Genomic DNA, 24,126 nt, shown 5'->3' on the forward strand with positions numbered 1-24,126 from the left:
CCATCGTATCGGTGGAGCGCGTGCCTACAGTCCCGCTGCCTCCATGAGCGCGCCGACCTCCTCGCGGGTCAGACGGCGCACCTCGCCCGGCATCAGCGTGCCGAGGGCGATGGGGCCGAAGTCCGTGCGCACGAGGTCCACCACGGGGTGCCCGACCTTGTCGAGCATGCGACGGACGATGCGGTTGCGGCCCTCGTGCAGCTCGACGCGCACCAGCGAATGGCCCTTCGAGACGTCCAGGACAGCGCAGTCGGTCACGCGCACCGGGCCATCCTCGAGGTCGACGCCCGCGCGCAGCGTGGTGCACAGCGACTTCGCCACCTCTCCCTCCACCTTGGCGACGTACACCTTGGGCACGCCGTGCGTGGGGTGAGCCAGCCGGTTCGCGAGCTCGCCGTCGTTGGTCAGCAGCAGCACCCCGGTGGTCTCGGCGTCGAGCCTGCCCACGTGGAACAGCCGCTCCGCATAGTCGTCGACGAACTGGTCCAGGGCGGGACGGCCCTGAGGATCGGACATGGTCGACACCACGCCCTTGGGCTTGTTGAGAACCACGGTCACGGTGTGATCGTCCACGACGATGCGCTTGCCCTTGACCTCGATCCGCACCTCGTCAGGATTCACGCGGACGCCCAGCTGGCTGACGACCTCGCCATCGACCTTGACGAGGCCGCGCTCGATGAGAACCTCGCACTTGCGCCGCGAGCCGACGCCAGCCGCGGCGAGCACCTTCTGCAGGCGCACGCCCTCGGGGCGGTGGACCTCGAGATCGCCCATCAGCGTCCCTCCCCGTCCACGTCGGCCAGGTCGGGCAGGTAGGGCGCGAGCTCGGGGAGGTCGTCGAGGGACGCCAGCCCCATGCGCTCGAGGAACTCGGTGGTCGTGCCGTACTGGAGCGCGCCGCCGACCTCGCCCACCTCGGTGACGAGCCCGCGCGCGCTCAGGGTCTTCATCACGGAGTCGACGTTGACGCCTCGGACCTGGGAGACCTGACCACGGGTCACCGGCTGGCGGTAGGCGACCACCGCGAGGGTCTCGAGCGCCGCCTGCGACAGCCGTGCCGACTGACCCTCGACCACGAACGCGCCCACCGCATCGGCGTACAGGCGCGAGGAGTAGACGCGCCACCTGCCGTCGACCTCGCGCAGCTCGAAGCCGCGCGGCGCGTCAGGGTCCGCGTACTCGTCGCGCAGCGCCACGAGCGCGTCGGTGACGGTCTCGACGGTCGCATCGAGCGCCGCGGCGATGTCCGCCGCCGCGACGGGCTCGTCGACCACCATCAGGATCGCCTCGATCGCTCCCCTGGTGTGCACCTCAGTCATCTCCATCGCTCTCCTGCGAGCCCTCGGCGGGCGCCGCTCCCTCGTCGAACTCCGCCGACACCTCGACCTCCGCGTCCTCGCCGCCTGTCCACCGGATCGTGAGCTCTCCGAGCGAGCGCATCTGGTCGAATGCGACCACCGCCTCCTTGAACAATTCAAGCAGGGCCAGGAACCTCGCGACGACCACGTTGACGTGGTCGGCGTCGGCGATGAGCGACCGGAACGTCACCACCCGGTCGCGCTGCAGGCGCGACGACACCACCATGGCCTGCTCCCTGACGCTGACGGCAGGCGCATGGAGGTGGGCGATGCTCACGCCGGTGTCCATCGCCTTGGGCTGCAGCGCGTGGGCCGCCAGGCGCGCGAGCTGCTCGGGCGTCACCGACCACACGAGCTCGGGCAGCAGCATCGCGAAGTGCGCCTCGAGGGGCACATCGCGCGGCACGCGGCGCGGCGCGTCGAGCATCTGCTCGAAGGTGGCGGCCACCTGCTTGAACGCCCGGTACTGGAGCAGGCGGGCGAACAGCAGGTCGCGCGCCTCGAGCAGCTCGAGATCCTCGGCGTCCTCGACCGCCCCCTGCGGCAGCAGCCGCGCGGCCTTGAGGTCCAGCAGGGTGGCGGCGACCACGAGGAACTCGCTTGCCTGGGAGAGGTCCCAGTCGCTCTCGTGGCGGGCGATGGTCGCGAGGAACTCGTCGGTCACGCGGGCGAGAGCGACCTCGGTGATCTCCATCTCGTGCTTCGAGATCAGCGACAGCAGCAGGTCGAACGGTCCCTCGAAGTTGTCGAGGTGGACCTCGAACGCCCGCTTGGCCTCGACTGCGGTCTCGGTCGCGGAGGCCTCGGAGGCGGCGCTCACGTCACTCAGGCGGCGACGCCGCGCGCCACGAGCTCTCGCGCGAGCGAGCGGTACGCCTCGGCGCCGGCGTGCTTGGGCGCGAACGTCGTGATGGGCTCGGCGGCCACCGTGGCGTCGGGGAACTTCACGGTGCGGTGGATCATCGTCTCGGTCACCCGGTCGCCGAACTTCTGCTGGACCCGCTCCACGACCTCCTGCGCGTGAAGCGTGCGGCCGTCATACATGGTGGGGATGATCGCGTCGATCGTGAGGCGCGGATTGAGACGGTCCTGGACCTTGTCGATGGTCTCCACCAGGAGGGCCACGCCGCGCATGGCGAAGTACTCGCATGCGAGCGGGATCACCACGCCGTGAGCGGCGACCAGCGCGTTGACCGTCAGCAGGCCGAGCGACGGCTGACAGTCGATGAGGATCACGTCGTAGTCGTCGGTGACGGCGCGCAGGCCACGCGCGAGGGTGGACTCGCGGGCGACCTCGCCCACCAGCTGCACCTCGGCTGCCGACAGGTCGATGTTCGCCGGGATCAGGTCGAGCCCCGGAACCCCGGTCTCGAGGATCACGTCCTGCGCCCTCACGCCACCCCGCATCAGCAGGTCGTAGATGGTGGTGTCGAGCTCGTTGGCGTTCACGCCGAGACCCGCCGAAGCGGCGCCCTGGGGGTCGAAGTCGACCACCAGCACGCGCCGTCCGTACTCGGCGAGAGCCGCCGCGACGTTCACCGTGGTGGTGGTCTTGCCCACCCCGCCTTTCTGGTTGCACAGCGCGACCACGCGGGCGGGGCCGTGACCGTTCAGAGGCGACGGGACGGGGAAATCACTCACGCGCTCACAGTACCGCGACCCAGGGGCGACGCTCAGCGGGCGCGCGGATGCGCCGCGACGTACACCTCGCGCAGCGCATCCTGCGTCACGGCGGTGTAGATCTGCGTGGTCGTGACCGAGGCGTGCCCGAGCAGCTCCTGCACGACGCGTACGTCGGCCCCGCCGGCCAGCAGGTGCGTGGCGAACGAGTGCCGCAGCGTGTGCGGCGACACGTCGGGGACCTGCGCGCGCTCCGCCGCGGCCTTGAGGATCGCCCATGCGCTCTGGCGGGACAGGCGCGTCCCCCTGGTGTTGAGGAACAGCGCCGGGGTGCCTCGGCCTCCCTGGGCGAGCGCCGCGCGAGCCCTCACCAGGTAGGCGTCGAGGGCATCGGCTGCGTACCCCCCGATGGGCACCACCCGTTCCTTGCGACCCTTGCCGCGCAGCAGCACCGCTGACTCGCCGGGCACCAGCGTGACATCGTCGACGTCGAGCCCGGTCGCCTCCGAGATGCGCGCCCCCGAGGCGTACACGAGCTCGAGCAGCGCGCGATCGCGCAGGCCCGCCTCGCCCTCGCGACTCGCCTCCGCGAGGATGCGGGCGACGTCATCCGTCGAGATCGCCTTCGGCAGCCGCTTGGGGATCGCGCGTGGCTTGACCTCGAGGGAGACGTCATGCGCGGTCCAGCCCTCCGCCACGGCGAAGCGGTGCCAGCCCCGCACCGCGACGACGGTTCGCGACGCCGATGCGGGGGCGAGGGGGCGACCTCCGTCGCCCCCGGTGCCGATGGCCTGGGAGAAGTCGGAGACATCGCCGCGCGTCACGTCCGCCAGGCGCTCGCGGCCGCGCGTGGAGAGGAACGCCGCGTAGCGGCTCAGGTCACGTCGATAGGCGGCCACCGTGTTCGAGCTGAGCCCCTTCTCCACCGTGACATGGGCGAGGTAGGCGTCCCGCTCGTGGGCGAGCATGTCAGGAGGCGACGACGGAGAGCGCGTCCGGCAGGAAGGGGTCGACCAGGATGGCGGCGAAGACGACCGTGAGGTACGTGATCGAGTCGCGGAACAGGCGCATCTCCCGCAGCTTGTCCTCGCCTCGCTGCGAGCGCCGATACAGGCGGAAGCATCCGGCGACGAACCACGCGCCGGCAGCCGTCGCGACCGCCGCGTAGACCCACGTCATGCCCGCCACCGGGGCGAGCAGCACCGTGACGAACACCATGCCGACGGCGTACAGCACCATCTCGAGCGCCACCTTGCGGCTCGACGCCACGACGGGCAGCATCGGCACCTCGGCGTGCGCGTAGTCGCGCTTGAAACGCATCGACAGCGGCCAGTAGTGCGGCGGCGTCCACAGGAAGATGATGAGGAACAGCAGCACCGGTGTCCACGACAGGGACTGGGTGACAGCCGCCCAGCCGATCAGCACCGGCATGCAGCCCGCGGCGCCGCCCCACACGATGTTCTGCGAGGTGCGGCGCTTGAGGATCAGCGTGTAGCCCACCACGTAGCCCAGGATCGCGGCGACCGAGAGCGTGGCCGCGAGCGGAGAGTCGACCACCCACCAGAACCAGGCGGTGGACACGATCCCGAGGGTCCACGCGAAGGTGAGCGCGCCCCGCTCGCTCACGGCGCCGGTGACCAGCGGCCGGTTGCTCGTGCGCTTCATGACCGCGTCGATGTCGCGGTCGATGTACATGTTGAACGCGTTCGCGCTGCCGGCGGACAGCGCGCCACCCACGAGCGTCGCGAGCAGCAGCGACCATGACGGCCACCCGTCGGCGGCCAGGACCATGGTCGGAATGGTCGTCACGAGCAGCAGCTCGATGATCCGCGGCTTGGTCAGCGCGACGTACGCCTTCACGGACCGTGTCGCCTTGAGCCAGCGGGGAACCTCCGGAGCGGCCACGTCCTCGCGCGCAGGGAGGGTCTGGGACATGGCTCCATCCTACCGGTGACGCCGGGTCCTCGACGCGACGCGCGGCGCGATGGCGGCACGCGCGATGAACATGACGTGTCCGCTGCTTCACTCCCGCTCGCGGGCGGCCGTGAGATGCCCGCCGAGGTGTCGTCCCCTCCTCGGGTGCCGCTAGGCTGGCGAGGAATCACCACACGAGTCCTTGGGAGAATTCTGTGACCGTCAACTGGAGTGACGCGGATCGCCGCGCCATCGACACCCTTCGCGTGCTCGCCGCCGACGCCGTCGAGAAGGTGGGCAACGGCCACCCGGGAACGGCGATCTCGCTCGCACCCGCCGCGTACCTGCTGTACCAGAATGTGATGCGCCACGACCCGTCGGACTCGCGCTGGCTGGGCCGCGACCGCTTCGTGCTGTCGGCCGGTCACTCGTCACTCACGCAGTACCTGCAGCTGTTCGCGTCTGGCTACGACGTGAACATCGATGACATCAAGGCGCTGCGCACGTGGGGCTCGCGCACTCCGGGCCACCCCGAGTACCACCACACCGACGGAGTCGAGACCACGACCGGTCCCCTGGGGCAGGGGCTCGCGACGGCCGTGGGCATGGCCATGGCCGCCCGCCGCGAGCGGGGCCTCCTCGATCCTGACGCCGCACCCGGCGAGAGCCCCTTCGACCACCACATCTTCGTGATCGCCTCCGACGGCGACCTCCAGGAGGGAGTGTCAGCGGAGGCGTCCTCGCTCGCCGGCACGCAGGAGCTCGGCAGCCTCATCGTGATCTGGGACGACAACAACATCTCGATCGAGGACGACACCGACGTCGCGTTCACCGAGGACGTCATCGCGCGCTACGCCGCGTATGGCTGGGACACCCACCACGTCGAGTGGAAGAAGGAGGGCCAGGAGTACCACGAGGACATCGACGCGCTGCACGACGCGCTCGAGGCAGCCAAGGCTGACACCTCCCGACCCTCGTTCATCGCGCTCAGCACGATCATCGGCTGGCCGTCGCCCACCAAGCAGGACACGGGCGGCATCCACGGCTCCAAGCTGGGCACGGAGGAGGTGCGCGGCCTCAAGGAGGTGCTGGGCTTCGACCCTGACGCGACCTTCGCCGTGGAGCCGGAGATCATGGAGCACATGCTGAAGGTGCGCGACCGCGGCCAGACCGCGCACTCGGATTGGAACGCCGACCTCGCCCGCTGGGAGGCGGAGAACCCCGAGCGCGCCGAGCTCCTGGCGCGGTTCCAGTCGGAGAAGCTGCCCGAGGGCTGGACGGACGCGCTGCCCACGTTCGAGGAGGGCGGCTCCGTCGCGACTCGCGCAGCATCGGGCAAGGTGCTCAGCGCTCTCGCGCCGGTCCTCCCGGAGCTGTGGGGCGGCTCGGCCGACCTCGCCGGGTCCAACAACACCACGATGGACGGCGAGCCCTCCTTCCTTCCCGAGCGCCGCTCGACGGAGAAGTTCTCCGGCAACATCTACGGCCGCACGCTGCACTTCGGCATCCGCGAGCACGCCATGGGCGCGATCCTCAACGGCATCGCGCTGCACGGCCCCACCCGGGCGTACGGCGGCACCTTCCTGACGTTCTCGGACTACATGAGGCCGGCGGTGCGTCTGGGTGCGCTCATGGAGGCACCCAGCATCTTCGTCTGGACGCATGACAGCATCGGCCTGGGCGAGGACGGTCCCACCCACCAGCCCATCGAGCACCTGGCGGCGCTGCGCGCCATCCCCGGGCTCGCCGTGGTGCGCCCGGCGGACGCCAACGAGACCGCGTACGCCTGGCGCGGCATCCTGGAGCGAGTCGAGGGCCCCGCCGGCCTGATCCTCACGCGTCAGAACGTGCCCACCTTCGAGCGCGCAGAGCTCGGCTCGGCGGAGGGCGTCCTCAAGGGCGCCTACGTCCTGGCTGACGCGGACGGCACCCCTGACGTGATCCTCATCGGCACGGGCTCCGAGGTGCAGCACGCCATGGGAGCGCGCGAGCAGCTCGCCGCGGACGGCATTCAGGCGCGCGTGGTCTCCATGCCGTGTCGCGAGTGGTTCGACGAGCAGGACGAGGCCTATCGCGAGTCCGTCATCCCCTCGTCGGTCACCGCCCGCGTCGTGGTCGAGGCCGGCATCGCGCAGTGCTGGCACGACCTCGCCGGCGACGCTGGGCGGATCGTGTCGATCGAGCACTACGGTGCATCGGCCGATGCTGACCTGCTGTTCGAGAAGTTCGGCTTCACGGCGGACAACGTGGCCGCGCACGCCCGCGAGTCGATCGCCGCAGCCCAGTGACATCGGCGGGGCGAGCCGCGCTCGCCCCGCCCGCACCCCCCGGAGGGCCCCAGCAGTGAACAACCCGTTGCGCGATCCCCGGGATCGCCGGCTTCCCCGCATCGCCGGATCCTGCGGACTCGTGATGTTCGGCGTGACCGGCGACCTCGCTCGCAAGAAGCTCATGCCAGCCGTCTACGACCTCGCGAACCGCGGACTGCTCCCGCCCGCCTTCGCGCTCACGGGGTTCGCTCGGCGCGACTGGGACCGCGAGGACTTCGAGCAGGTCGTCTACGAGTCGGTCAAGAAGCACGCGCGCACGCCGTTCCGCGAGGAGACGTGGAAGCAGCTCGCGGAGGGGATCCGCTTCGTCCAGGGAACCTTCGACGACGCCGATGCCTTCCAGCGCCTGCGCGAGACCGTCGAGGAGCTCGACGAGCGCCGCGGCACCGGTGGCAATCACGCGTTCTACCTCTCGATTCCGCCGTCGTCCTTCCCCCAGGTGCTGACGCAGCTGCGCGACTCGGGTCTGTCCGATCAGAAGGACGGCGCCTGGCGGCGCGTGGTGATCGAGAAGCCGTTCGGCCACGACCTCGAGTCCGCGAACGCCCTCGATGACGTGGTGTCGGAGGTGTTTCCCTCGGACTCGGTGTTCCGCATCGACCACTACCTCGGCAAGGAGACGGTTCAGAACCTGCTCGCGCTGAGGTTCGCGAACCAGCTGTTCGAGCCCATCTGGAACAGCCAGTACGTCGACCACGTGCAGATCACGATGGCCGAGGACATCGGCATCGGCTCGCGCGCCGGCTACTACGACGGCATCGGTCAGGCGCGCGACGTCATCCAGAACCACCTCCTGCAGCTCTTCGCGCTCACGGCGATGGAGGAGCCGGCGACGTTCGACGCCGACGACCTGCGCGACGAGAAGGAGAAGGTGCTGCGCGCGGCCAAGCTCCCGGCCGACCTCGACGCGAACACCGCGCGCGGTCAGTACGCGGCAGGGTGGCGGGGCGGCGAGCAGGTGGGCGGCTTCCTCGACGAGGACGGCATCGACCCCGACTCGATCACCGAGACCTATGCGGCGATCCGCCTCGACGTGCCCAACCGACGGTGGGCCGGCACGCCGTTCTATCTGCGCGCCGGCAAGCGCCTGGGCCGGCGCGTCACCGAGATCGCGCTCGTGTTCAAGAAGGCCCCCAGCCCCTACTTCCAGCAGATCGACGGCGTCGAGGTGGGCAACAACGCGCTCGTGATCCGCGTGCAGCCCGACGAGGGTGTGACGCTCAAGTTCGGCTCGAAGGTGCCTGGCACGGGCATGGAGGTCCGCGATGTCACCATGGACTTCGCGTACGGCAACGCCTTCACGGAGTCGTCGCCGGAGGCGTACGAACGGCTGATCCTCGACGTCCTGCTGGGCGACCCGCCGCTGTTCCCGCGGCACGAGGAGGTCGCGCTGTCGTGGAAGCTGCTCGACCCGATCACCGCTCACTGGGCCGAGCAGGGCCAGCCGGAGGCGTACCGCTCGGGCACCTGGGGGCCGCCATCGGCCGACGCCATGCTCGCCAAGGATGGCCGCGTCTGGAGGCGCCCATGATCATCACGCTGCCCAAGACCACCGTCTCCGAGATCAACAAGGCCCTCGTCAACGCGCGCAAGGAGGGCGGCGTGCTGTCGCTCAGCCGCGTCATGACGCTCGTGATCGACGCGACCGACGCCGACCCCGAGGACGCGATCGAGACCGCCAATGTCGCGTCTCGCGAGCACCCCTGCCGCATCATCGTCATCTCCCCTGTGGAGCAGGGCGACGACTGCCTCGACGCCGAGCTGCGCGTGGGCGGTGACGCGGGCGCCTCCGAGGTGGTGGTGCTGCGGCCCTCGGGCGCTCAGACCGCGCACTCGGACACCCTGGTGACGCCGCTGCTGCTGCCCGATGCACCGATCGTGGCGTGGTGGCCGGCGGTGGTCCCCACGAACGCCGCCGGCACGGGGATCGGGACCATGGCCGTGCGCAGGATCGTCGACTCGAAGGGCGAGGCCGAGCCGGGAGAGGTGCTCGCGCGCCTGGCGGCCGACTACGCACCCGGCGACACGGATCTCGCGTGGACGCGGGTCACCCGCTGGCGCGCCCTGCTCGCGGCGGCGCTCGAGCAGGTCGAGGACAGACGCGTCACGCGCGCGCGCCTCCACGGCGACACCGGCAGCCCGTCGATCCTGCTCCTCGGCGCGTGGCTGCAGAACACGCTCGGCTGCGAGATCGAGGACTCCTACGACGACACGGTGACCGGCCTGCAGTCGATCACCCTCGAGACACCTTCGGGCGAGATCGGCATCTTCCGTCCTGACGGCACCAACGCGACCCTCACCCAGCCCCACCAGCCCGACCACACCATCGCGCTGCCGCCCCGCACGCTCGGCGACTGCCTCGCGGAGGAGCTGCGCCGACTGGACGACGATCCGGTCTATGGCGAGGCGCTGGCCCGCTACGCGGCGTCGCGCAATGGAGAGGTGACCTGATGCCCGAGGTGATCGTCTACGGCGATGCCGAGTCGCTCGCGGACGCCACGGCAGCGCGGCTGCTCGTGCGCATCGGCGATGTCCTCGCCCACCGCGAGCGAGCCGATGTGGTGCTCACGGGAGGAACCGTCGGCATCTCGACGCTCGCAGCCGCGGCGGCCTCTCCCCTGGCGCGCGCCATCGACTGGACGTCCGTGCACGTGTGGTGGGGCGACGAGCGGTTCGTCCCCGCCGGTGACGCGGAGCGCAACGAGGGGCAGGCTCAGGAGGCCCTGCTCGCGGGCCTGCCGCTGCCCGAGCAGAACATCCACCGCATGGGCGCGTCCGACGCCTACGCATCCGCCGAGGACGCCGCCGGGGCGTACGCCGCGGAGATCGACGCCGCCGGCGCGCCCGCATGGGACGTGCTGATGCTCGGCCTCGGCCCCGACGGGCACGTCGCGAGCCTCTTCCCCGGCCACCAGGTCTACGTCGAGTCCGGCCCTGCCGACGCATCGGCCCTCGCGGTCCACGACTCCCCCAAGCCGCCGCCCACGCGCGTCTCGCTGTCGCTGGCAGCGATCAATCGCGCTCGCGAGGTCTGGGTGGTCGCGGCGGGCGAGCCCAAGGCCGAGGTCGTGGCGCGCTGCCTGAGGCACGACCTCGAGCTCCCCGGCGCTGCGGTCAGCGGCCTCGAGCGAACGCTGTGGCTGATCGACGCCGCGGCCGCGACGCGCATCTGACGACCGCTAGAGCCGTTCCTTCACCGTCTCCACGATGGTGGTGATGTCGTACTCGTCGGGCTTCGAGTAGATGACGTCGCCGTCCGCGCGGAACGTGAAGACGCCCTTGTCCCCCGGCTTCAAGGTCACGCCGGCGAGGCCCTGACCGAAGGTGCTCAGCAGCGTGCGCTGCGCGTCGAGCGCGCGGTCAAGGTAGCCGCAGGGAACGCAGTACTCGATCTCGATCTGCATGTCTCTCCTCTTCTGGGCGGGCACCTCCCCACCCTTGAGAACGACACTATCGCCCGTCCGGTGATTCCCCGGACACCCGCGCTCGCCTCGCCTCGCCTCGCCTCGCCTCGCCTCCGACAGTGCCGAACATGGGCGTGGCGCCGCGCCGGCCGACACGCCGAGACAGGCCACGACACGCTCGCACGTCGGACCGGGAGCGTTCGTGACTGTCGGACGCAGCTGCGCCGGAGGGCCGATGCGCCGGCCGGGGAACGCATCGAGGCCGCCCGTCCTTGGCGGACGGGCGGCCTCGGTGCGACAGCGGTGGCTCGGTCGACGTCAGTCGGCGACGGCCACGGACTCTCGGCGCGCGCGCAGCACGGACAGCGCCTCGTCGAGCAGGGCCTGACCCTCCTCGTCCGACCGACGCTCCTTCACGTAGGCGAGGTGCGTCTTGTACGGCTCGTTGCGGATGGGCTCAGGCGGGTTCTCCTGGTCCAGTCCGGCAGGGAAGCCGCACTTGGGGCAGTCCCACTCGAGCGGGATCTCGGGCGTGTCCGTCTCATCCCCCAGCGCGAAGCTGGGCGACGTGATGTGGCCACGAGCGCAGTAGTAGTTGACGGTCTGGCGAGGCGCGGACTCGCCGCGTTCGTCCTCGCCCATCGGGCCCGCGCCTACACGCGACCCCCTGATGGCGTTTCCAGCGGCCATGATTCCCCTCGTCGTCTCTCTAGAGAGCGAAGCGGCTGATGAGACCGAGCAGCACGATCACCATCACCCACACGATCGCCACGATCCAGGTGATGCGGGTCAGGTTGCGCTCACCCACCGCAGAGGACTGCACCCCCGAGGCGAAGCCACCACCGAACATGTCGGTGATGCCGCCGCCGCGGCCCCGGTGAATCAGCACGAGGCCGATGAGGATGAAACTGGTGAGCACCAGCAGCACCCACAGTGTGGTCTCGAGAATCGCCACAGCTCTCCTTAGATCGCGGTCGAACGGCTATAAGGATACGCGACGCGGCGCGCACCTTGCGACTAGATTCCCACCTGGTGCGCGCGGAAGCGGACGATCTTCGCAAACTCCTCGGGATCGAGGCTCGCGCCGCCCACCAGACCGCCGTCCACGTCGGGCTGTCCCATGAGCTGGGCGATCGACCCCGACTTGACGGAGCCGCCGTACAGCACGCGAACGCCGTCCGCGAGCTCGGCGTCGTACAGCTCCGCGAGCCGGCTCCGGATGGCGGAGCAGACCTCCTGGGCGTCCTCCGGGGTCGCGACCTCGCCCGTGCCGATGGCCCACACGGGCTCGTACGCGATGACGACGTCCTTGGCCTTGTCGGCAGGAAGGTCCTTGAGCGCGCCGTCGAGCTGCGCGAGGGTGTGCTCGACGTGGTTGCCGGCCTTGCGGACCTCCAGGCCCTCGCCCACGCAGACGATCGGCACGATGCCGCTGGCGAAGGCCGCGGCGGTCTTCGCCGCCACGACCTCGTCGGTCTCGCCGTGATACTCGCGCCGCTCCGAGTGGCCCACGGCGACGTAGCTGACGCCGAGCTTGGCGAGCTGTGCGCCCGACACCTCGCCGGTGTAGGCGCCGGAGGCGTGCTGCGAGATGTCCTGGGCGCCGTACTTGATCTCGAGCTTGTCAGCGTCGACGAGCGTCTGCACCGAGCGGATGGAGGTGAACGATGCGAGCACCGCGACCTCGACGTCATCGAAGTCGTGCTTGCCGTCGCGCAGCAGCCAGGCGAGCTTCTGCACGGTGTGGGTGGCCTCGAGGTGGTCGAGGTTGAGCTTCCAGTTGCCGGCGATGAGCGGCGTGCGTGCCATGTGTCAGTCCTCCAGTACGGACAGGCCCGGCAGGACCTTGCCCTCGAGCAGTTCGAGCGACGCGCCGCCGCCCGTGGATATGTGTGAGAAGCCTGCCTCGTCGAAGCCGAGCCGGCGGACGGCGGCGGCCGAGTCACCTCCGCCCACGACCGAGAACCCGTCGGCGTCGATCATGGCCTGAGCGACGGCCTTGGTGCCCGCGGCGAACGCATCGAACTCGAAGACTCCCATGGGGCCGTTCCAGACGATGGTCTTGGCGTCGGCGATCTTCGCCGCGAAGGCCTTGCCGGCCTCGGGGCCGATGTCGAGTCCCATCCAGCCGTCCGGGATCTCGCTCGCCGCGACGGTGCGGTGCTCGGCGTCGGCGGCGAACGCCGACGCCACCTCGATGTCCTCGGGAAGGACGATCTCGACGCCGTTGTCCTCGGCGGTCTGCAAGTAGCCCTTGACCTTGTCGATCTGGTCCGCCTCGAGCAGCGACGAGCCGACGTCGTGGCCCTTCGCCGCGAGGAAGGTGAAGACCATGCCGCCGCCGATCAGCAGGCGATCGGCCTTGCCGAGCAGGTTCTCGATGACGAGCAGCTTGTCGGACACCTTCGAGCCGCCCAGCACCACCGCATACGGACGCTCCGGGTCCGTCGTGGCGCGCGACAGCGACTCGACCTCCTTCTGGACGAGCAGCCCCGCCGCCGCAGGCAGCAGCTTCGCGACGTCGTAGACGGAGGCCTGCTTGCGGTGGACGACGCCGAAGCCGTCCGACACGAAGGCGTCGGCGAACGAGGCCAGCTGTGCGGCCAGCGCCTCGCGCTCCTCGTCGGCCTTCGACGTCTCGCGGGCGTCGTAGCGCACGTTCTCGAGCATGGCGACCTGGCCGGGCTCGAGAGCCGCGACGGTCTCCTGGGCGGACTCGCCCACCAGGTCCTCGGCGAGCGTCACGGGGCGGCCCAGCAGCTCGGCCAGGCGCGCGGCGGCCGGCGCGAGCGAGTACTCGGGCTTGGGCTCGCCGCCGGGACGGCCCAGGTGCGCCGTCACGATGACGGCTGCGCCGGCGTCCAGCAGGCGCTGGATGGTGGGCACCGAGGCGCGCACGCGCCCGTCGTCCGTGATGGTGGTTCCGTCGAGTGGGACGTTGAGGTCGGAGCGCACCAGCACCTTCTTGCCGGTGAGGTCGCCCAGGGCGTCGATGGTCTTCATGTCTTCAGTCCTCGTTTCCGTGACATGACGACGCCCGCGCACGCAGCGCGTGCGCGGGCGTCGTCACGATGACACCTGTGCAGGTCAGAGCTTGTCGCCCACGAAGACCGTGAGGTCGACGAGGCGGTTCGAGTAGCCCCACTCGTTGTCGTACCACGACACGACCTTGACCTGGTCGCCGATCACCTTGGTGAGGCCAGCGTCGAAGATCGAGGAGGCGGGGTCGGTCTCGATGTCCTTCGAGACGATCGGGTCCTCGGTGTAGGTGAGGAAGCCCTTCATCGCGCCCTCCGAGGCCTTCTTCACGATCTCGTTGATCTCCTCGACGGAGGTCTCGCGCGAGGCGGTGAAGGTCAGGTCGGTCGCCGAGCCGGTGGGCGTGGGGACGCGCAGCGCGTAGCCGTCCAGCTTGCCCTTGAGCTCGGGCAGCACGAGCGAGACGGCCTTCGCCGCGCCGGTCGAGGTGGGGACGATGTTCAGCGCGGCGGCGCGGGCGCGGCGCAGGTCCTTGTGCGGCGCGTCCTGCAGGTTCTGGTCCGCGGTGTAGGCGTGGATCGTCGTCATCAGGCCCTTCTCGATGCCGATGCCGTCGTTCAGCGCCTTCGCGAGCGGCGCGAGGCAGTTCGTGGTGCACGAGGCGTTCGAGATGATGTGGTGCGAAGCGGGGTCGTAGGACTCGTGGTTCACGCCCATGACGAAGGTCGCGTCCTCGTTCTTGGCGGGCGCGGAGATGATGACCTTCTTGGCGCCGGCGTCGATGTGCGCCTGCGCCTTGGTCGCGTCGGTGAAGAATCCGGTCGACTCGATGACGATGTCCGCGCCGAGGTCCGCCCACTTCAGGTTGGCAGGGTCGCGCTCGGCCGACGCGGCGAAGGTCTTGCCGCCCACGGTGATGCTGTCCTCGGTGTGCGAGACCTCCTCGCCCAGGCGGCCGAGGATGGAGTCGTACTTCAGGAGGTGCGCGAGCGTCGCGTTGTCGGTGAGGTCGTTGATGCCCACGATCTCGATGTCGGCGCCCGATGCGAGCGCCGCGCGGAAGAAGTTGCGTCCGATACGGCCGAAGCCGTTGATGCCGACCTTGATGGTCACAGTGGATCTCCTCGACTTGCGCCGGACGTCACCGGCGCGATTGTTGTTGGATGCTTGCGCGCACCTCGACGTGCGCCGTGGGGCCGCGTTCAGGACGGGCCACTTCTGCCAGCCTACTACTATCGCCAGACCGTGCGTGCAGAACGAAAGTCCTGATGCGCGTCAGTCCAGGTCCAGCATCTCGGGGGTGATCCCGGCCTCGGTGTCGGGGATGCCCAGCTCCTCGGCGCGCTTGTCCGCGGTCGCCAGCAGACGGCGGATGCGGCCCGCCACGGCATCCTTGGTGAGCTGCGGATCGGCGAGCTTGCCCAGCTCCTCCAGCGACGCGTCCTTGTTCTGCAGTCGCAGTCTGCCGGCCTCGACGAGGTGCTCGGGAACCTCGTCCCCGAGGATCTCGAAGGCGCGCTGGACGCGTGCTCCGGCAGCCACGGCGGCCTGCGCGCTGCGGCGCAGGTTGGCGTCGTCGAAGTTGGCGAGACGGTTCGCGGTCCCGCGCACCTCGCGGCGCGTGCGCTTGTTCTCCCACTCGAGCACCGAGTCGTGCGCGCCCAGGCGAGTCAGCAGCGCGGCGATCGCGTCGCCATCGCGGATCACGACGCGGTCGACACCGCGCACCTCGCGCGACTTCGCGCTGATGCCCAGCCGGCGCGCAGCGCCGACGAGCGCCAACGCCGCCTCCGGCCCGGGGGAGGTGACCTCGAGCGAGGAGGACCGACCGGGCTCCGTGAGCGAACCGTGCGCGAGGAACGCACCACGCCAGGCGGCGACCGTGTCGTCGATCGACCCGGAGACGACCTGCGGCGGGAGCCCTCGCACGGGCCGGCCCCTGTGGTCGAGCAGCCCAGTCTGGCGCGCGAGGGACTCGCCCTCCTTGACGACACGGACCACGTAGCGGTTGCCCTTCTTGAGGGCGCCGCCCGACACCACGATGATCTCGCTCATCAGGCCGAAGACCTCGTGGATGAAGGCACGCAGCCTGCGGGCGCCGGCGGCCGTGTCGAGCTCCGCCTCGATGACGATCCGGCCCGACACGATGTGCAGCCCGCCGGCGAACCTGAGAGTGGTCGCGACCTCGGCCTTGCGCGCCGACGTCTTGTCGACGGCCACGCGAGCCAGTTCGTCCTTCACCTGCGCCGTCAGAGCCATGCGCCTTATCCTGCCACTGACCCGGGCCCGGCGGTGACCGCGAGAGACCGCTCCGATGCGATCCGCGCGAGCGCTGCGCGCAGCGCGGCAGGGTCATGCGCCGCCGCGCCGCCGGGCGCTCGCAGCGCAGCGACCTCCAGCCGTGCCCCCCAGCCCGCGACCTCGCTCTCGAGAGCCGGTTCGTCGGCGTGCGTCGCGTCGACCAGCACGACGGCGGGCGCGAAGGCCGGGGCTGCCATGCGCAGAGCCCTGACGTCGTCAGCGCGCGACGTGCCTGCTGTCTCCTCGTCGTCGTCGCCCACATTGAGCACGAGCACGGATCGCGCCGATGCGCCCGCCAGCGCCGCGGCGACGGGCGCCACCTTGAAGTGCGTCAGGACGGACGTGTACCAGCTTCCCGGCCCGAGCACCACGAGGTCGGCCTCGTCGAGCGCGCGCAGCGTCTCGGCCGGCACGGGGGGCTCGGCCGGCCTCAGGCGAAGCTCCTCGATGGTGCCCTCGGCGGTCGCGACGGCGACCTGCCCCACGACCTCCTTCACCTGCGACTCGTGGCGCACCAGCGCGGACACCTCGAGCGGCACCGTCGACAGCGGCAGCACGCGGCCCTCGGCCTGCAGCAGCCGGCTCACCCAGTCGAGCCCGTCCACGACGTCGCCGTCGCGGTCCCACAGCGCCGCGATGAGCAGGTTGCCCACGGCGTGGCCATCGAGCGGGCCGTCCGTTGCGAAGCGCCACTGCAGCACGTCCCGCCAGGTCCTGCCCCATTCGTTGTCGGCGCACAGAGCGCTGAGCGCCATGCGCAGGTCCCCAGGAGGGACGATGCCCATCTCCCGTCGCAGGCGTCCGGAGGAACCCCCATCATCAGCGACCGTGACGATGGCGGTGAGGTCGGTCGTGAGCCCCCGCAGCGCGATCAGGGTGGTGTAGAGGCCGTGCCCGCCGCCGAGCGCGACGATGCGCGCCGGCGCGCTCACGACGACCCGCGGTCGCGGTGGGTGGTACGGACGTTGTACCCGCGCTCGCGCAGCGCGGTCCCGAGCGCCTCCGCGATCGCCACCGACCGGTGCCTGCCACCCGTGCATCCCACGCCGATCGTGACGGCGTGCTTGTCGTGCGCCCGGTAGAGTTGCAGGGCCCCGTCGATGACGTCGGCGTACCCGGCGAGGAAGCGCTGCGCTCCCTCCGAGCCCAGCACGTGCTGGCGCACGGGCTCATCGAGGCCCGTCAGGGGGCGAAGCTCCGGCACCCAGTGCGGGTTGTCGAGGAAGCGCACGTCGGCCACGAAGTCGGCATCGGCCGGCACTCCGTTCTTGTACCCGAACGACTGCACGTTCACCTGAAGGGCGGGGTCCTCCTCGGCCGCCTCCCCCGTCATCACCTCGCGCAGCTGATGCACGTTGAGGTTCGACGTGTCGATCAGCCTGTCGGCGCGGTCGCGGGCATCCGCCACGATCGCTCGCTCCCGGGCGATGCCTTCGAGGATCGTGCCGTCCTCCTGCAGCGGGTGGGGCCGCCGAGCTTCCTCGAAGCGCTTGACGAGGGCGGCGTCGGAGGCGTCGAGGAAGATCATGCGCACGGGCACGCCCTTGTTCTCGAGGTCGTCGATGACGGGATCGAGATCCTGGAAGAACCGGCCGCCTCTCACGTCGACCACCGCGGCCAGGTGGCGCTGCGCCTGCCCGCCGATGTGCGCGGAGACGAGGCCGCCGAGCAGGTGCGGGGGCAGGTTGTCCACCACGTACCAGCCCAGATCCGACAGCACGGCGGCCGCCTTGGTCCGGCCGGCTCCCGACATGCCTGTGAGGACCAGCAGCTCAGGCGTCTGGGGCGCCGCGGCGAAGGCGGGTCTCGGAATGCCCGAGGGGTAGGTGACAGCGGCAGGCTCGTCGGTCATGGATCCAGCATGCCATCGTCGCCGCGCAAGGCCTGGAGGATCGTCCGTGCCGTCGATGCGCCGATGCCCGGCACGAGCATGAGCTGATCGACGGACGCGTCCTTGACCTTCGCGAGCGAGCCGAAGTGCCTCACGAGGGCCTTGGCACGCTCGGAGCCGATCCCCGGCACGTCGTCCAGGGCGGACGCCTTCATGGCCTTGCCGCGCTTGCCGCGATGCCGCGTGATCGCGAATCTGTGCGCCTCGTCTCGCACGCGCTGGAGCAGGAACAGCGCCTCCGAGCCGCGCGGCAGGATCACGGGGAAGGGATCTCCAGGGACCCACACCTCCTCCAGTCGCTTCGCGAGACCGACCACGGCGATGCCGTCCAGGCCCAGCTCGTCGAGCGCCTGCCGTGCCACCATGGCCTGCGGCAGCGCCCCGTCCACGACCACGAGCTGCGGCGGGTAGGCGAAGCGAGCCGTCTCCCGCTCCTCCGGCGGCAGCTGCGACTCCGCGAGATAGCGCCGGAACCGTCGGGTGAGGACCTCCCGCATGGCGGCCACGTCATCCGTGCCATCGGCGATCGAGAACTGTCGGTACTCGGCCTTGCGGGGCAACGCGTCCTCGAAGACGACCATCGACCCCACCTGGTTGGTGCCCCCGGTGTGCGAGATGTCGTAGCACTCGACGCGCAGCGGCGCCTCCGTCATGCCGATCGCCGACTGCAGCTCCTGGAGCGCCGCGGACCTGGTGGTGAGGTCGGATGCTCGTTTGAGCCGATGCTGCTCGAGCACCTGGACGGCGTTCTGGCGACCCGTCCCAGCCAGCTCGGCCTTCTTGCCTCGCGCCGGCACCTTGATCGCGACACCGGCCCCCCTGATGCCGCGCAGCCAAGTCCTGACCGCATCGGCGCCCTCCGGCGCCACGGGGACGAGGACCTCGGCCGGAATCGCCTCTGCCTCCGCCTCGCCGTACGCCTCCTGGATCAGCTGCGCCACCATGCCGGGCTCGTCCAGCGGCTCGGGCTTGTCCACCACCCAGCCACGCTCGCCGGTGATGCGGCCGTCGCGCACATGGAAGACGTGAGCCGCAGCCTCCATCTCGTCGTCGACGAGGCTGAAGATGTCCGCATCGGTGCCCGCCGCCAGCACGATCGCGTTGCGGTCGAGGACGTCGCGCAGCGCGTGCAGGCGATCGCGGGCACGGGCGGCCGCTTCGAAGTCCTCGCGCTCGGCGGCGTCGGCCATAGCCTGGGTCAGGTCGCGGATCATCCCCTTCGCGTCGCCCCCCAGGACCGCGCACACGCGCTCGGCCAGCGCGCGGTGGTCCTCAGGCGAGATGCGGCCGACGCACGGTGCGGAGCACTTGTCGATGTAGCCCAGCAGGCACGGCCGACCCTGCCGCTCGGCCTTGCGGAAGACGCCGGGCGCGCAGGTTCGCACGGGGAGAGCCGTGAGGAGGGTGTCGACCGTGTCGCGTATCTGCCACGCCCTCGCGTAGGGCCCGAAGTACCGCACTCCCTTGCGCCGCTCGCCCCGCATGACCTGGATGCGCGGGAACTTCTCGTTCATGGTGACGGCGAGGTACGGGTAGGACTTGTCGTCCTTGAACACCACGTTGAAGCGCGGGTCGTACTGCTTGATCCAGGTGTGCTCGAGGATGAGCGCCTCGACCTCGTTGCGCACCACCGTCCACTCGACCGAGGCCGCGGTGGTCACCATCATGCGCGTGCGCGGGTGCAGGCCGCCGACGTCCTGGAAGTAGTTCGACAGGCGCGCCCGGAGGTTCTTGGCCTTGCCGACGTACACCACCCGCCCGTGCGGGTCGCGGAAGCGGTACACGCCCGGCTCGGTGGGAATCGTGCCAGGTGCGGGCCGGTAGTCCGCGGGATCGCTCACTGCGCCAGCCTACGCGCGCGCGGGTGCGCCCAGGATCTCCTTGAGGAACGCACCCGTGTGGCTCGCCTCGACCTCGGCCACGGCCTCCGGGCTGCCCTCGGCGACCACCACGCCACCGCCGGACCCGCCCTCGGGACCCATGTCGATCACCCAGTCCGCAGACTTGATGACGTCGAGGTTGTGCTCGATGACGATCACGGTGTTGCCCTTGTCGACCAGACCCTGCAGGACGCCCAGGAGCTTGCGGACATCCTCGAAGTGCAGCCCGGTGGTGGGCTCGTCGAGCACGTAGATGGTGCGGCCCGTCGACCGGCGCTGGAGCTCGGACGCGAGCTTCACGCGCTGAGCCTCGCCCCCTGACAGCGTGGGTGCCGGCTGGCCCAGGCGCACGTACCCGAGCCCGACGTCGACGAGGGTGCGCAGGTGGCGTGAGATGCCGGGAATGGCCTCGAAGAAGTCCGCGGCCTGCTCGATGGGCATATCGAGGACGTCAGCCACGGTCTTGCCCTTGAAGTGCACCTCGAGCGTCTCGCGGTTGTAGCGGTCGCCCTTGCATACCTCGCACGGGACGTAGACGTCGGGAAGGAAGTTCATCTCGATCTTCAGGGTGCCGTCTCCCGAGCACGACTCGCAGCGTCCGCCCTTGACGTTGAACGAGAAGCGGCCAGGGCCGTAGCCGCGCACCTTCGCCTCGGTGGTCTCGGCGAACAGCTTGCGCACCTTGTCCCAGACGCCCGTGTACGTCGCGGGGTTCGAGCGCGGCGTGCGGCCGATAGGCCCCTGATCGACGTGGACGATCTTGTCGAGCTGATCGGTGCCGGTGATGCGCGTGTGCCTGCCGGCGACCTGGCGCGCGCCGTTGAGGGTGTTAGCGAGGGACGTGTAGAGGATCGAGTTGACCAGGGTCGACTTGCCCGAGCCCGACACACCCGTCACGGCCGTCAGCACCCCGAGCGGGAAGCTCACGTCGATGTCTTGCAGATTGTGCTCTCGAGCCCCGACCACCGTGATCTGACGGTCGGGGTCGACGGGACGACGCTCGTCCGGCATGGGGATCGACCGGCGACCGGCGACGTAGGCCCCGGTGATCGAGCGCTCGTTCACGAGCAGCTCCTCGTAGGTGCCGGAATGCACGACCTCGCCCCCGTGCTCGCCCGCGCCAGGGCCGATGTCCACCACCCAGTCGGCCGTGCGGATGGTGTCCTCGTCATGCTCGACCACGATCAGGGTGTTGCCGAGGTCGCGCAGGCGGGTCAGCGTGTCGATCAGGCGGCGGTTGTCCCGCTGATGCAGTCCGATGCTGGGCTCGTCGAGGACGTACAGCACGCCCACCAGGCCGGAGCCGATCTGGGTCGCGAGGCGGATGCGCTGGGCCTCGCCGCCCGACAGGGTCCCCGCCGCACGCGACAGCGTCAGGTAGTCGAGGCCGACGTCCAGCAGGAACCCCAGGCGCGCGTCGATCTCCTTGAGGACCTGCACGGCGATCTGCCGTCCGCGCTCGTCGAGCTCGGCCGTCAGCAGGAAGTCGCGCGCGTGGGCGATCGACAGGTCGCAGACCTCCGCGATCGATCGTCCTCCGATGGTGACCGCGAGGACCTCGGGCTTGAGGCGAGCGCCGTGGCAGACCGGGCACGGGACCTCGCGCATGTACGACTCGTACTTCTCGCGCGACCAGTCCGACTCGGTCTGCGAGTGCAGGCGCTCGATCCACGAGATCACGCCCTCGAAGCCGGTCGTGTACTGGCGCTCGCGCCCGAACCGGTTCCTGAACTTCACGTGCACCTGATAGTCCTGGCCGACCAGCACGGCCTCCTTGACGCTGTCGGGCAGGTCCTCCCACGCGGTGTCCATCGAGAAGCCGAGGTCCTGGGACAGTCCCGTGAGCATGCGCGAGAAGTACTCCGACGAGGTCGAGGTGTTCGACCAGGGCGCCACGGCGCCCTCCGCGAGGCTCAGGCTCGGGTCGGGGATCACGAGCTGCGGGTCCACCTCGAGTCGCACGCCGATGCCGGTGCACTCGGGGCATGCCCCGTACGGTGCGTTGAACGAGAAGGTGCGCGGCTCGATCTCCTCGAGGGCGAGCACGTGGTCATTGGGGCATGCGCGCTTCTCGCTGTAGCGGCGCGGCGGCATGTCGCCGTCAACGGGGTCGATGAGGACCAGCCCGTCGGCGAGGCGGAGGGCCGTCTCGACCGAGTCGGTGAGGCGCTGGCGCACGCCGTCGCGTGCCACCAGGCGGTCGACCACCACCTCGATGTCGTGCTTGAGCTTCTTCTCGAGCTGCGGCGGGTCCGTCAGCTGCACGGTCTCGCCGTCGACCCTGGCGCGCGCGAAGCCCTGCTGCTGCAGCTCCTCGAAGACGTCGGCGTACTCGCCCTTGCGACCGCGCACGACGGGGGCGAGAACCTGGTAGCGGGTGCCCTCCGGCAGCGCGAGAACGGAGTCGACGATCTGCTGCGGGGTCTGGGCCTGGATCCGCTCTCCGCAGACCGGGCAGTGAGGCGTGCCGACGCGCGCGTAGAGCAGGCGGAGGTAGTCGTAGACCTCGGTGATGGTGCCGACCGTCGAGCGCGGGTTGCGGTTGGTCGACTTCTGGTCGATCGACACTGCGGGCGACAGCCCCTCGATGAAGTCGACGTCGGGCTTGTCCATCTGCCCGAGGAACTGGCGCGCGTACGCCGACAGGGACTCGACGTACCGGCGCTGTCCCTCGGCGAAGATCGTGTCGAAGGCCAGCGACGACTTGCCCGATCCCGACAGGCCCGAGAACACGATGAGCGCCTCGCGGGGGAGGTCGAGATCGACGCCCTTGAGATTGTGCTCGCGGGCGCCCTGGATCAGCAGTCTGTCATTCACAGGCCAATGCTACGTTGAATCCCATTCGAACGCATGTTCGAACCGGCGTGTCGTCGCGGCGCGGCCTCCGGCGCCGCCCGCAGCGCCTGGCAGGATGGCTCCATGACGACCTACGCCATTGAATACGCGTACGACGACCGTGGCTCCGAGCGCGACGCCCATCGCCCTGCTCACCGCGCCTACCTCGCCGGCCTGGCGTCCGAGGGCTGCATGCTCGCCTACGGCCGCTACGACGACGACGCCGCGCCCGGCGCGCTGCTCGTGTGCGAGGCCGAGTCCGTGGCCGACGTCGAGTCGCTCATCGCCGGCGACCCGTTCGTGCAGGCGGGACTCGTGCCCGACCACCGCATCCGCGTGTGGCCGGCCGTGTGGGGCCCTGCGCTCGCCGGCCGGCTCTCCGACTGACGCCGAGGCGGCCGCGCCGCGTGCGCAAGGCGACGTCCGCTGATGGCCGCCGAAGCGCCGTGCGATGAGCGGTGCACTGCGCGGTCGGACGCGCACGCGCCCGCTCAGCTCTGTTCGTCGTCGCCCGTCCTGGCCGTCGGGGTCGCCGTGCTCTCCCGCGCATCGGCTCTTCCCTGCTGGGCCTCGGCCGCGGGGGAATCGCTCCCATCGCCCTCGAGAGCCTCCCCACGCTGGTCGTCGAGCGACGCCTCGATGTCATCGGAGGAGCGGCGCGTCGCGATCAGGCTGGCGACGGTCGAGATGGCGAGGATCACGACGATCACGGTGAGCGACAGGCCGGTCGAGATCTCGGGGACGTGAACCGGCTCACCGCCGTTGATGAACGGCACGTTGTTCTCGTGGAGGGCGTGGAGCACGAGCTTGACGCCGATGAAGGCGAGGATCGCGGCGAGTCCGTAGTGGAGGTACACGAGTCGCTGGAGCAGTCCCTGCACGAGGAAGTACAGCTGGCGCAGGCCGAGGAGCGCAAAGGCGTTCGCGGTGAACACGATGAACGGGTCCTGCGTGAGACCGAAGATCGCGGGAATCGAGTCGAGCGCGAACAGCACGTCGGTGGAGCCGATCGCCACCATCACCAGCAGCATGGGCGTGACCATGCGCCTGCCCGCCTCGCGCACCATCACCTTGCCCTCGCGGTACCCGTCCGTGACGGGATACAGGCGCCGCACGAGGCGGACCATGCGGCCCTCCTCGTACTCCTGCGACGCGTCCTCCTGGGACTCCTTGGCCAGGCCCCATGCGGTGTAGATGAGGAAGGCGCCGAACACGTAGAACAGCGCGGCGAACGCGTCGAGCGCCGCTGCGCCCGCCGCGATGAAGACGGCGCGGAGGATCAGCGCGACCGCGATCCCCACGAGCAGCACACGCGACCGGTACTTGGGTGGCACGGCGAAGCGGGTCATGATCACCAGGAACACGAACAGGTTGTCGACCGACAGCGACTTCTCCGTGATGTAGCCCGCCAGATACTCCGTCGTCGGGAAGTCCTGGTGCCAGAAGTGCAGCACTGCGCCGAAGGCCAGCGCGATCGCGATGTAGAACACCGACCACGCCACGGACTCCTTGAAGGACGGCTCGTGGGGCTTGCGGATGACCACCGCGAAGTCGAAGACGAACAGCGCGACGATGAACGCGATGGTCGCGGTCCAGACGAGGGGATCAGTCACG

23 protein-coding genes are annotated in these 24,126 nt (G+C 70.1%); 5 read left to right on the forward strand and 18 right to left on the reverse strand.

The genetic code is table 11. The features are described 5' to 3' along the window. Window positions 1-24: 24 nt before the first annotated feature. From B7K22_RS09740 to B7K22_RS09765, 6 genes are read right to left on the reverse strand one after another with little or no spacing between them, the layout of a single operon-like run. Window positions 25-774: a pseudouridine synthase gene (locus tag B7K22_RS09740; RefSeq protein ID WP_084040067.1), complete on the reverse strand. Its 750-nt coding sequence runs from the start codon at window positions 772-774 to the stop codon at window positions 25-27. After that, window positions 774-1,319, reverse strand: a complete 546-nt coding sequence (gene scpB / locus B7K22_RS09745; RefSeq protein ID WP_084040478.1) for an SMC-Scp complex subunit ScpB — start codon at window positions 1,317-1,319, stop codon at window positions 774-776. Before scpB ends, B7K22_RS09740 begins: the two co-directional genes overlap by 1 nt. After that, window positions 1,312-2,178, reverse strand: coding sequence for a ScpA family protein (locus B7K22_RS09750; RefSeq protein WP_234983452.1), 867 nt, complete (start codon window positions 2,176-2,178; stop codon window positions 1,312-1,314). The genes scpB and B7K22_RS09750 overlap by 8 nt, the downstream gene beginning before the upstream one ends. Window positions 2,179-2,183: 5 nt before the next feature. Beyond that, window positions 2,184-3,035 carry a ParA family protein gene (locus tag B7K22_RS09755; protein ID WP_234983480.1) on the reverse strand — a complete coding sequence of 284 codons (852 nt, stop codon included), beginning with the start codon at window positions 3,033-3,035 and terminating at the stop codon, window positions 2,184-2,186. After that, window positions 3,032-3,946, reverse strand: a complete 915-nt coding sequence (locus B7K22_RS09760) for a site-specific tyrosine recombinase XerD (RefSeq protein ID WP_084040070.1) — start codon at window positions 3,944-3,946, stop codon at window positions 3,032-3,034. The genes B7K22_RS09755 and B7K22_RS09760 overlap by 4 nt, the downstream gene beginning before the upstream one ends. A gap of 1 nt (window position 3,947) precedes the next feature. Next, complete coding sequence (locus B7K22_RS09765) at window positions 3,948-4,913, reverse strand: heme o synthase (RefSeq protein WP_084040071.1); 966 nt, start codon at window positions 4,911-4,913, stop codon at window positions 3,948-3,950. A 194-nt stretch (window positions 4,914-5,107) separates the two neighbouring features. Between B7K22_RS09765 and tkt the strand changes: the two genes are divergently transcribed. The 4 genes from tkt to pgl all read left to right on the forward strand — a co-directional run bounded on the left by tkt (window position 5,108) and on the right by pgl (window position 10,395). After that, window positions 5,108-7,180 (forward strand): transketolase, encoded by a 2,073-nt coding sequence (gene tkt, locus B7K22_RS09770; RefSeq protein ID WP_144276387.1) that lies wholly within the window; start codon window positions 5,108-5,110, stop codon window positions 7,178-7,180. Between the two features lie 124 nt (window positions 7,181-7,304). After that, complete coding sequence (gene zwf / locus B7K22_RS09775) at window positions 7,305-8,753, forward strand: glucose-6-phosphate dehydrogenase (protein WP_234983481.1); 1,449 nt, start codon at window positions 7,305-7,307, stop codon at window positions 8,751-8,753. Beyond that, window positions 8,750-9,673: a glucose-6-phosphate dehydrogenase assembly protein OpcA gene (locus B7K22_RS09780; RefSeq protein ID WP_084040073.1), complete on the forward strand. Its 924-nt coding sequence runs from the start codon at window positions 8,750-8,752 to the stop codon at window positions 9,671-9,673. The genes zwf and B7K22_RS09780 overlap by 4 nt, the downstream gene beginning before the upstream one ends. Further along, window positions 9,673-10,395 (forward strand): 6-phosphogluconolactonase, encoded by a 723-nt coding sequence (gene pgl / locus B7K22_RS09785; protein ID WP_084040074.1) that lies wholly within the window; start codon window positions 9,673-9,675, stop codon window positions 10,393-10,395. The genes B7K22_RS09780 and pgl overlap by 1 nt, the downstream gene beginning before the upstream one ends. A gap of 6 nt (window positions 10,396-10,401) precedes the next feature. On the opposite strand, the gene B7K22_RS09790 is transcribed toward pgl, so the two are convergent. The 11 genes from B7K22_RS09790 to uvrA form a co-directional block, all read right to left on the reverse strand. After that, entirely contained in the window at window positions 10,402-10,626 is a 225-nt protein-coding gene (locus B7K22_RS09790; RefSeq protein WP_084040075.1) for a SelT/SelW/SelH family protein, read from the reverse strand. Window positions 10,627-10,944: 318 nt separating this feature from the next. After that, window positions 10,945-11,316 (reverse strand): RNA polymerase-binding protein RbpA, encoded by a 372-nt coding sequence (locus B7K22_RS09795; protein ID WP_084040076.1) that lies wholly within the window; start codon window positions 11,314-11,316, stop codon window positions 10,945-10,947. 19 nt (window positions 11,317-11,335) lie between these two features. Continuing rightward, a complete protein-coding gene (secG, locus tag B7K22_RS09800) occupies window positions 11,336-11,581 on the reverse strand; it encodes a preprotein translocase subunit SecG (RefSeq protein WP_084040077.1) in 246 nt (81 codons plus the stop codon). Window positions 11,582-11,643: 62 nt separating this feature from the next. Next, on the reverse strand, window positions 11,644-12,435 hold the full coding sequence (gene tpiA, locus B7K22_RS09805) for a triose-phosphate isomerase (RefSeq protein ID WP_084040078.1): 792 nt from the start codon (window positions 12,433-12,435) through the stop codon (window positions 11,644-11,646). A gap of 3 nt (window positions 12,436-12,438) precedes the next feature. After that, on the reverse strand, window positions 12,439-13,629 hold the full coding sequence (pgk, locus tag B7K22_RS09810; protein WP_084040079.1) for a phosphoglycerate kinase: 1,191 nt from the start codon (window positions 13,627-13,629) through the stop codon (window positions 12,439-12,441). 84 nt (window positions 13,630-13,713) lie between these two features. Further along, entirely contained in the window at window positions 13,714-14,718 is a 1,005-nt protein-coding gene (gap, locus tag B7K22_RS09815; protein ID WP_084040080.1) for a type I glyceraldehyde-3-phosphate dehydrogenase, read from the reverse strand. A 162-nt stretch (window positions 14,719-14,880) separates the two neighbouring features. Next, the gene (whiA, locus tag B7K22_RS09820) at window positions 14,881-15,864 is read right to left on the reverse strand and encodes a DNA-binding protein WhiA (protein ID WP_084040081.1); all 984 of its coding nucleotides are present in this window, start codon (window positions 15,862-15,864) and stop codon (window positions 14,881-14,883) included. 5 nt (window positions 15,865-15,869) lie between these two features. Then, window positions 15,870-16,838 carry a uridine diphosphate-N-acetylglucosamine-binding protein YvcK gene (gene yvcK, locus B7K22_RS09825; RefSeq protein ID WP_234983453.1) on the reverse strand — a complete coding sequence of 323 codons (969 nt, stop codon included), beginning with the start codon at window positions 16,836-16,838 and terminating at the stop codon, window positions 15,870-15,872. Next, complete coding sequence (gene rapZ, locus B7K22_RS09830; protein WP_084040083.1) at window positions 16,835-17,758, reverse strand: RNase adapter RapZ; 924 nt, start codon at window positions 17,756-17,758, stop codon at window positions 16,835-16,837. The genes yvcK and rapZ overlap by 4 nt, the downstream gene beginning before the upstream one ends. Then, window positions 17,755-19,638: an excinuclease ABC subunit UvrC gene (gene uvrC, locus B7K22_RS09835; protein WP_084040084.1), complete on the reverse strand. Its 1,884-nt coding sequence runs from the start codon at window positions 19,636-19,638 to the stop codon at window positions 17,755-17,757. Before uvrC ends, rapZ begins: the two co-directional genes overlap by 4 nt. Window positions 19,639-19,647: 9 nt before the next feature. After that, window positions 19,648-22,494: an excinuclease ABC subunit UvrA gene (gene uvrA / locus B7K22_RS09840; protein WP_084040085.1), complete on the reverse strand. Its 2,847-nt coding sequence runs from the start codon at window positions 22,492-22,494 to the stop codon at window positions 19,648-19,650. Between the two features lie 102 nt (window positions 22,495-22,596). Here uvrA and B7K22_RS09845 point away from each other — a divergent pair, with 102 nt between their 5' ends. Beyond that, complete coding sequence (locus B7K22_RS09845; RefSeq protein WP_084040086.1) at window positions 22,597-22,899, forward strand: YciI family protein; 303 nt, start codon at window positions 22,597-22,599, stop codon at window positions 22,897-22,899. 104 nt (window positions 22,900-23,003) lie between these two features. On the opposite strand, the gene B7K22_RS09850 is transcribed toward B7K22_RS09845, so the two are convergent. Further along, window positions 23,004-24,125, reverse strand: coding sequence for a TerC family protein (locus B7K22_RS09850; protein ID WP_084040087.1), 1,122 nt, complete (start codon window positions 24,123-24,125; stop codon window positions 23,004-23,006). Between the last annotated feature and the right edge of the window lies 1 nt (window position 24,126).

Origin of the sequence: Demequina sp. NBRC 110053, from assembly GCF_002090095.1 — a bacterium.
In the GTDB taxonomy this organism is placed as follows: domain Bacteria; phylum Actinomycetota; class Actinomycetes; order Actinomycetales; family Demequinaceae; genus Demequina.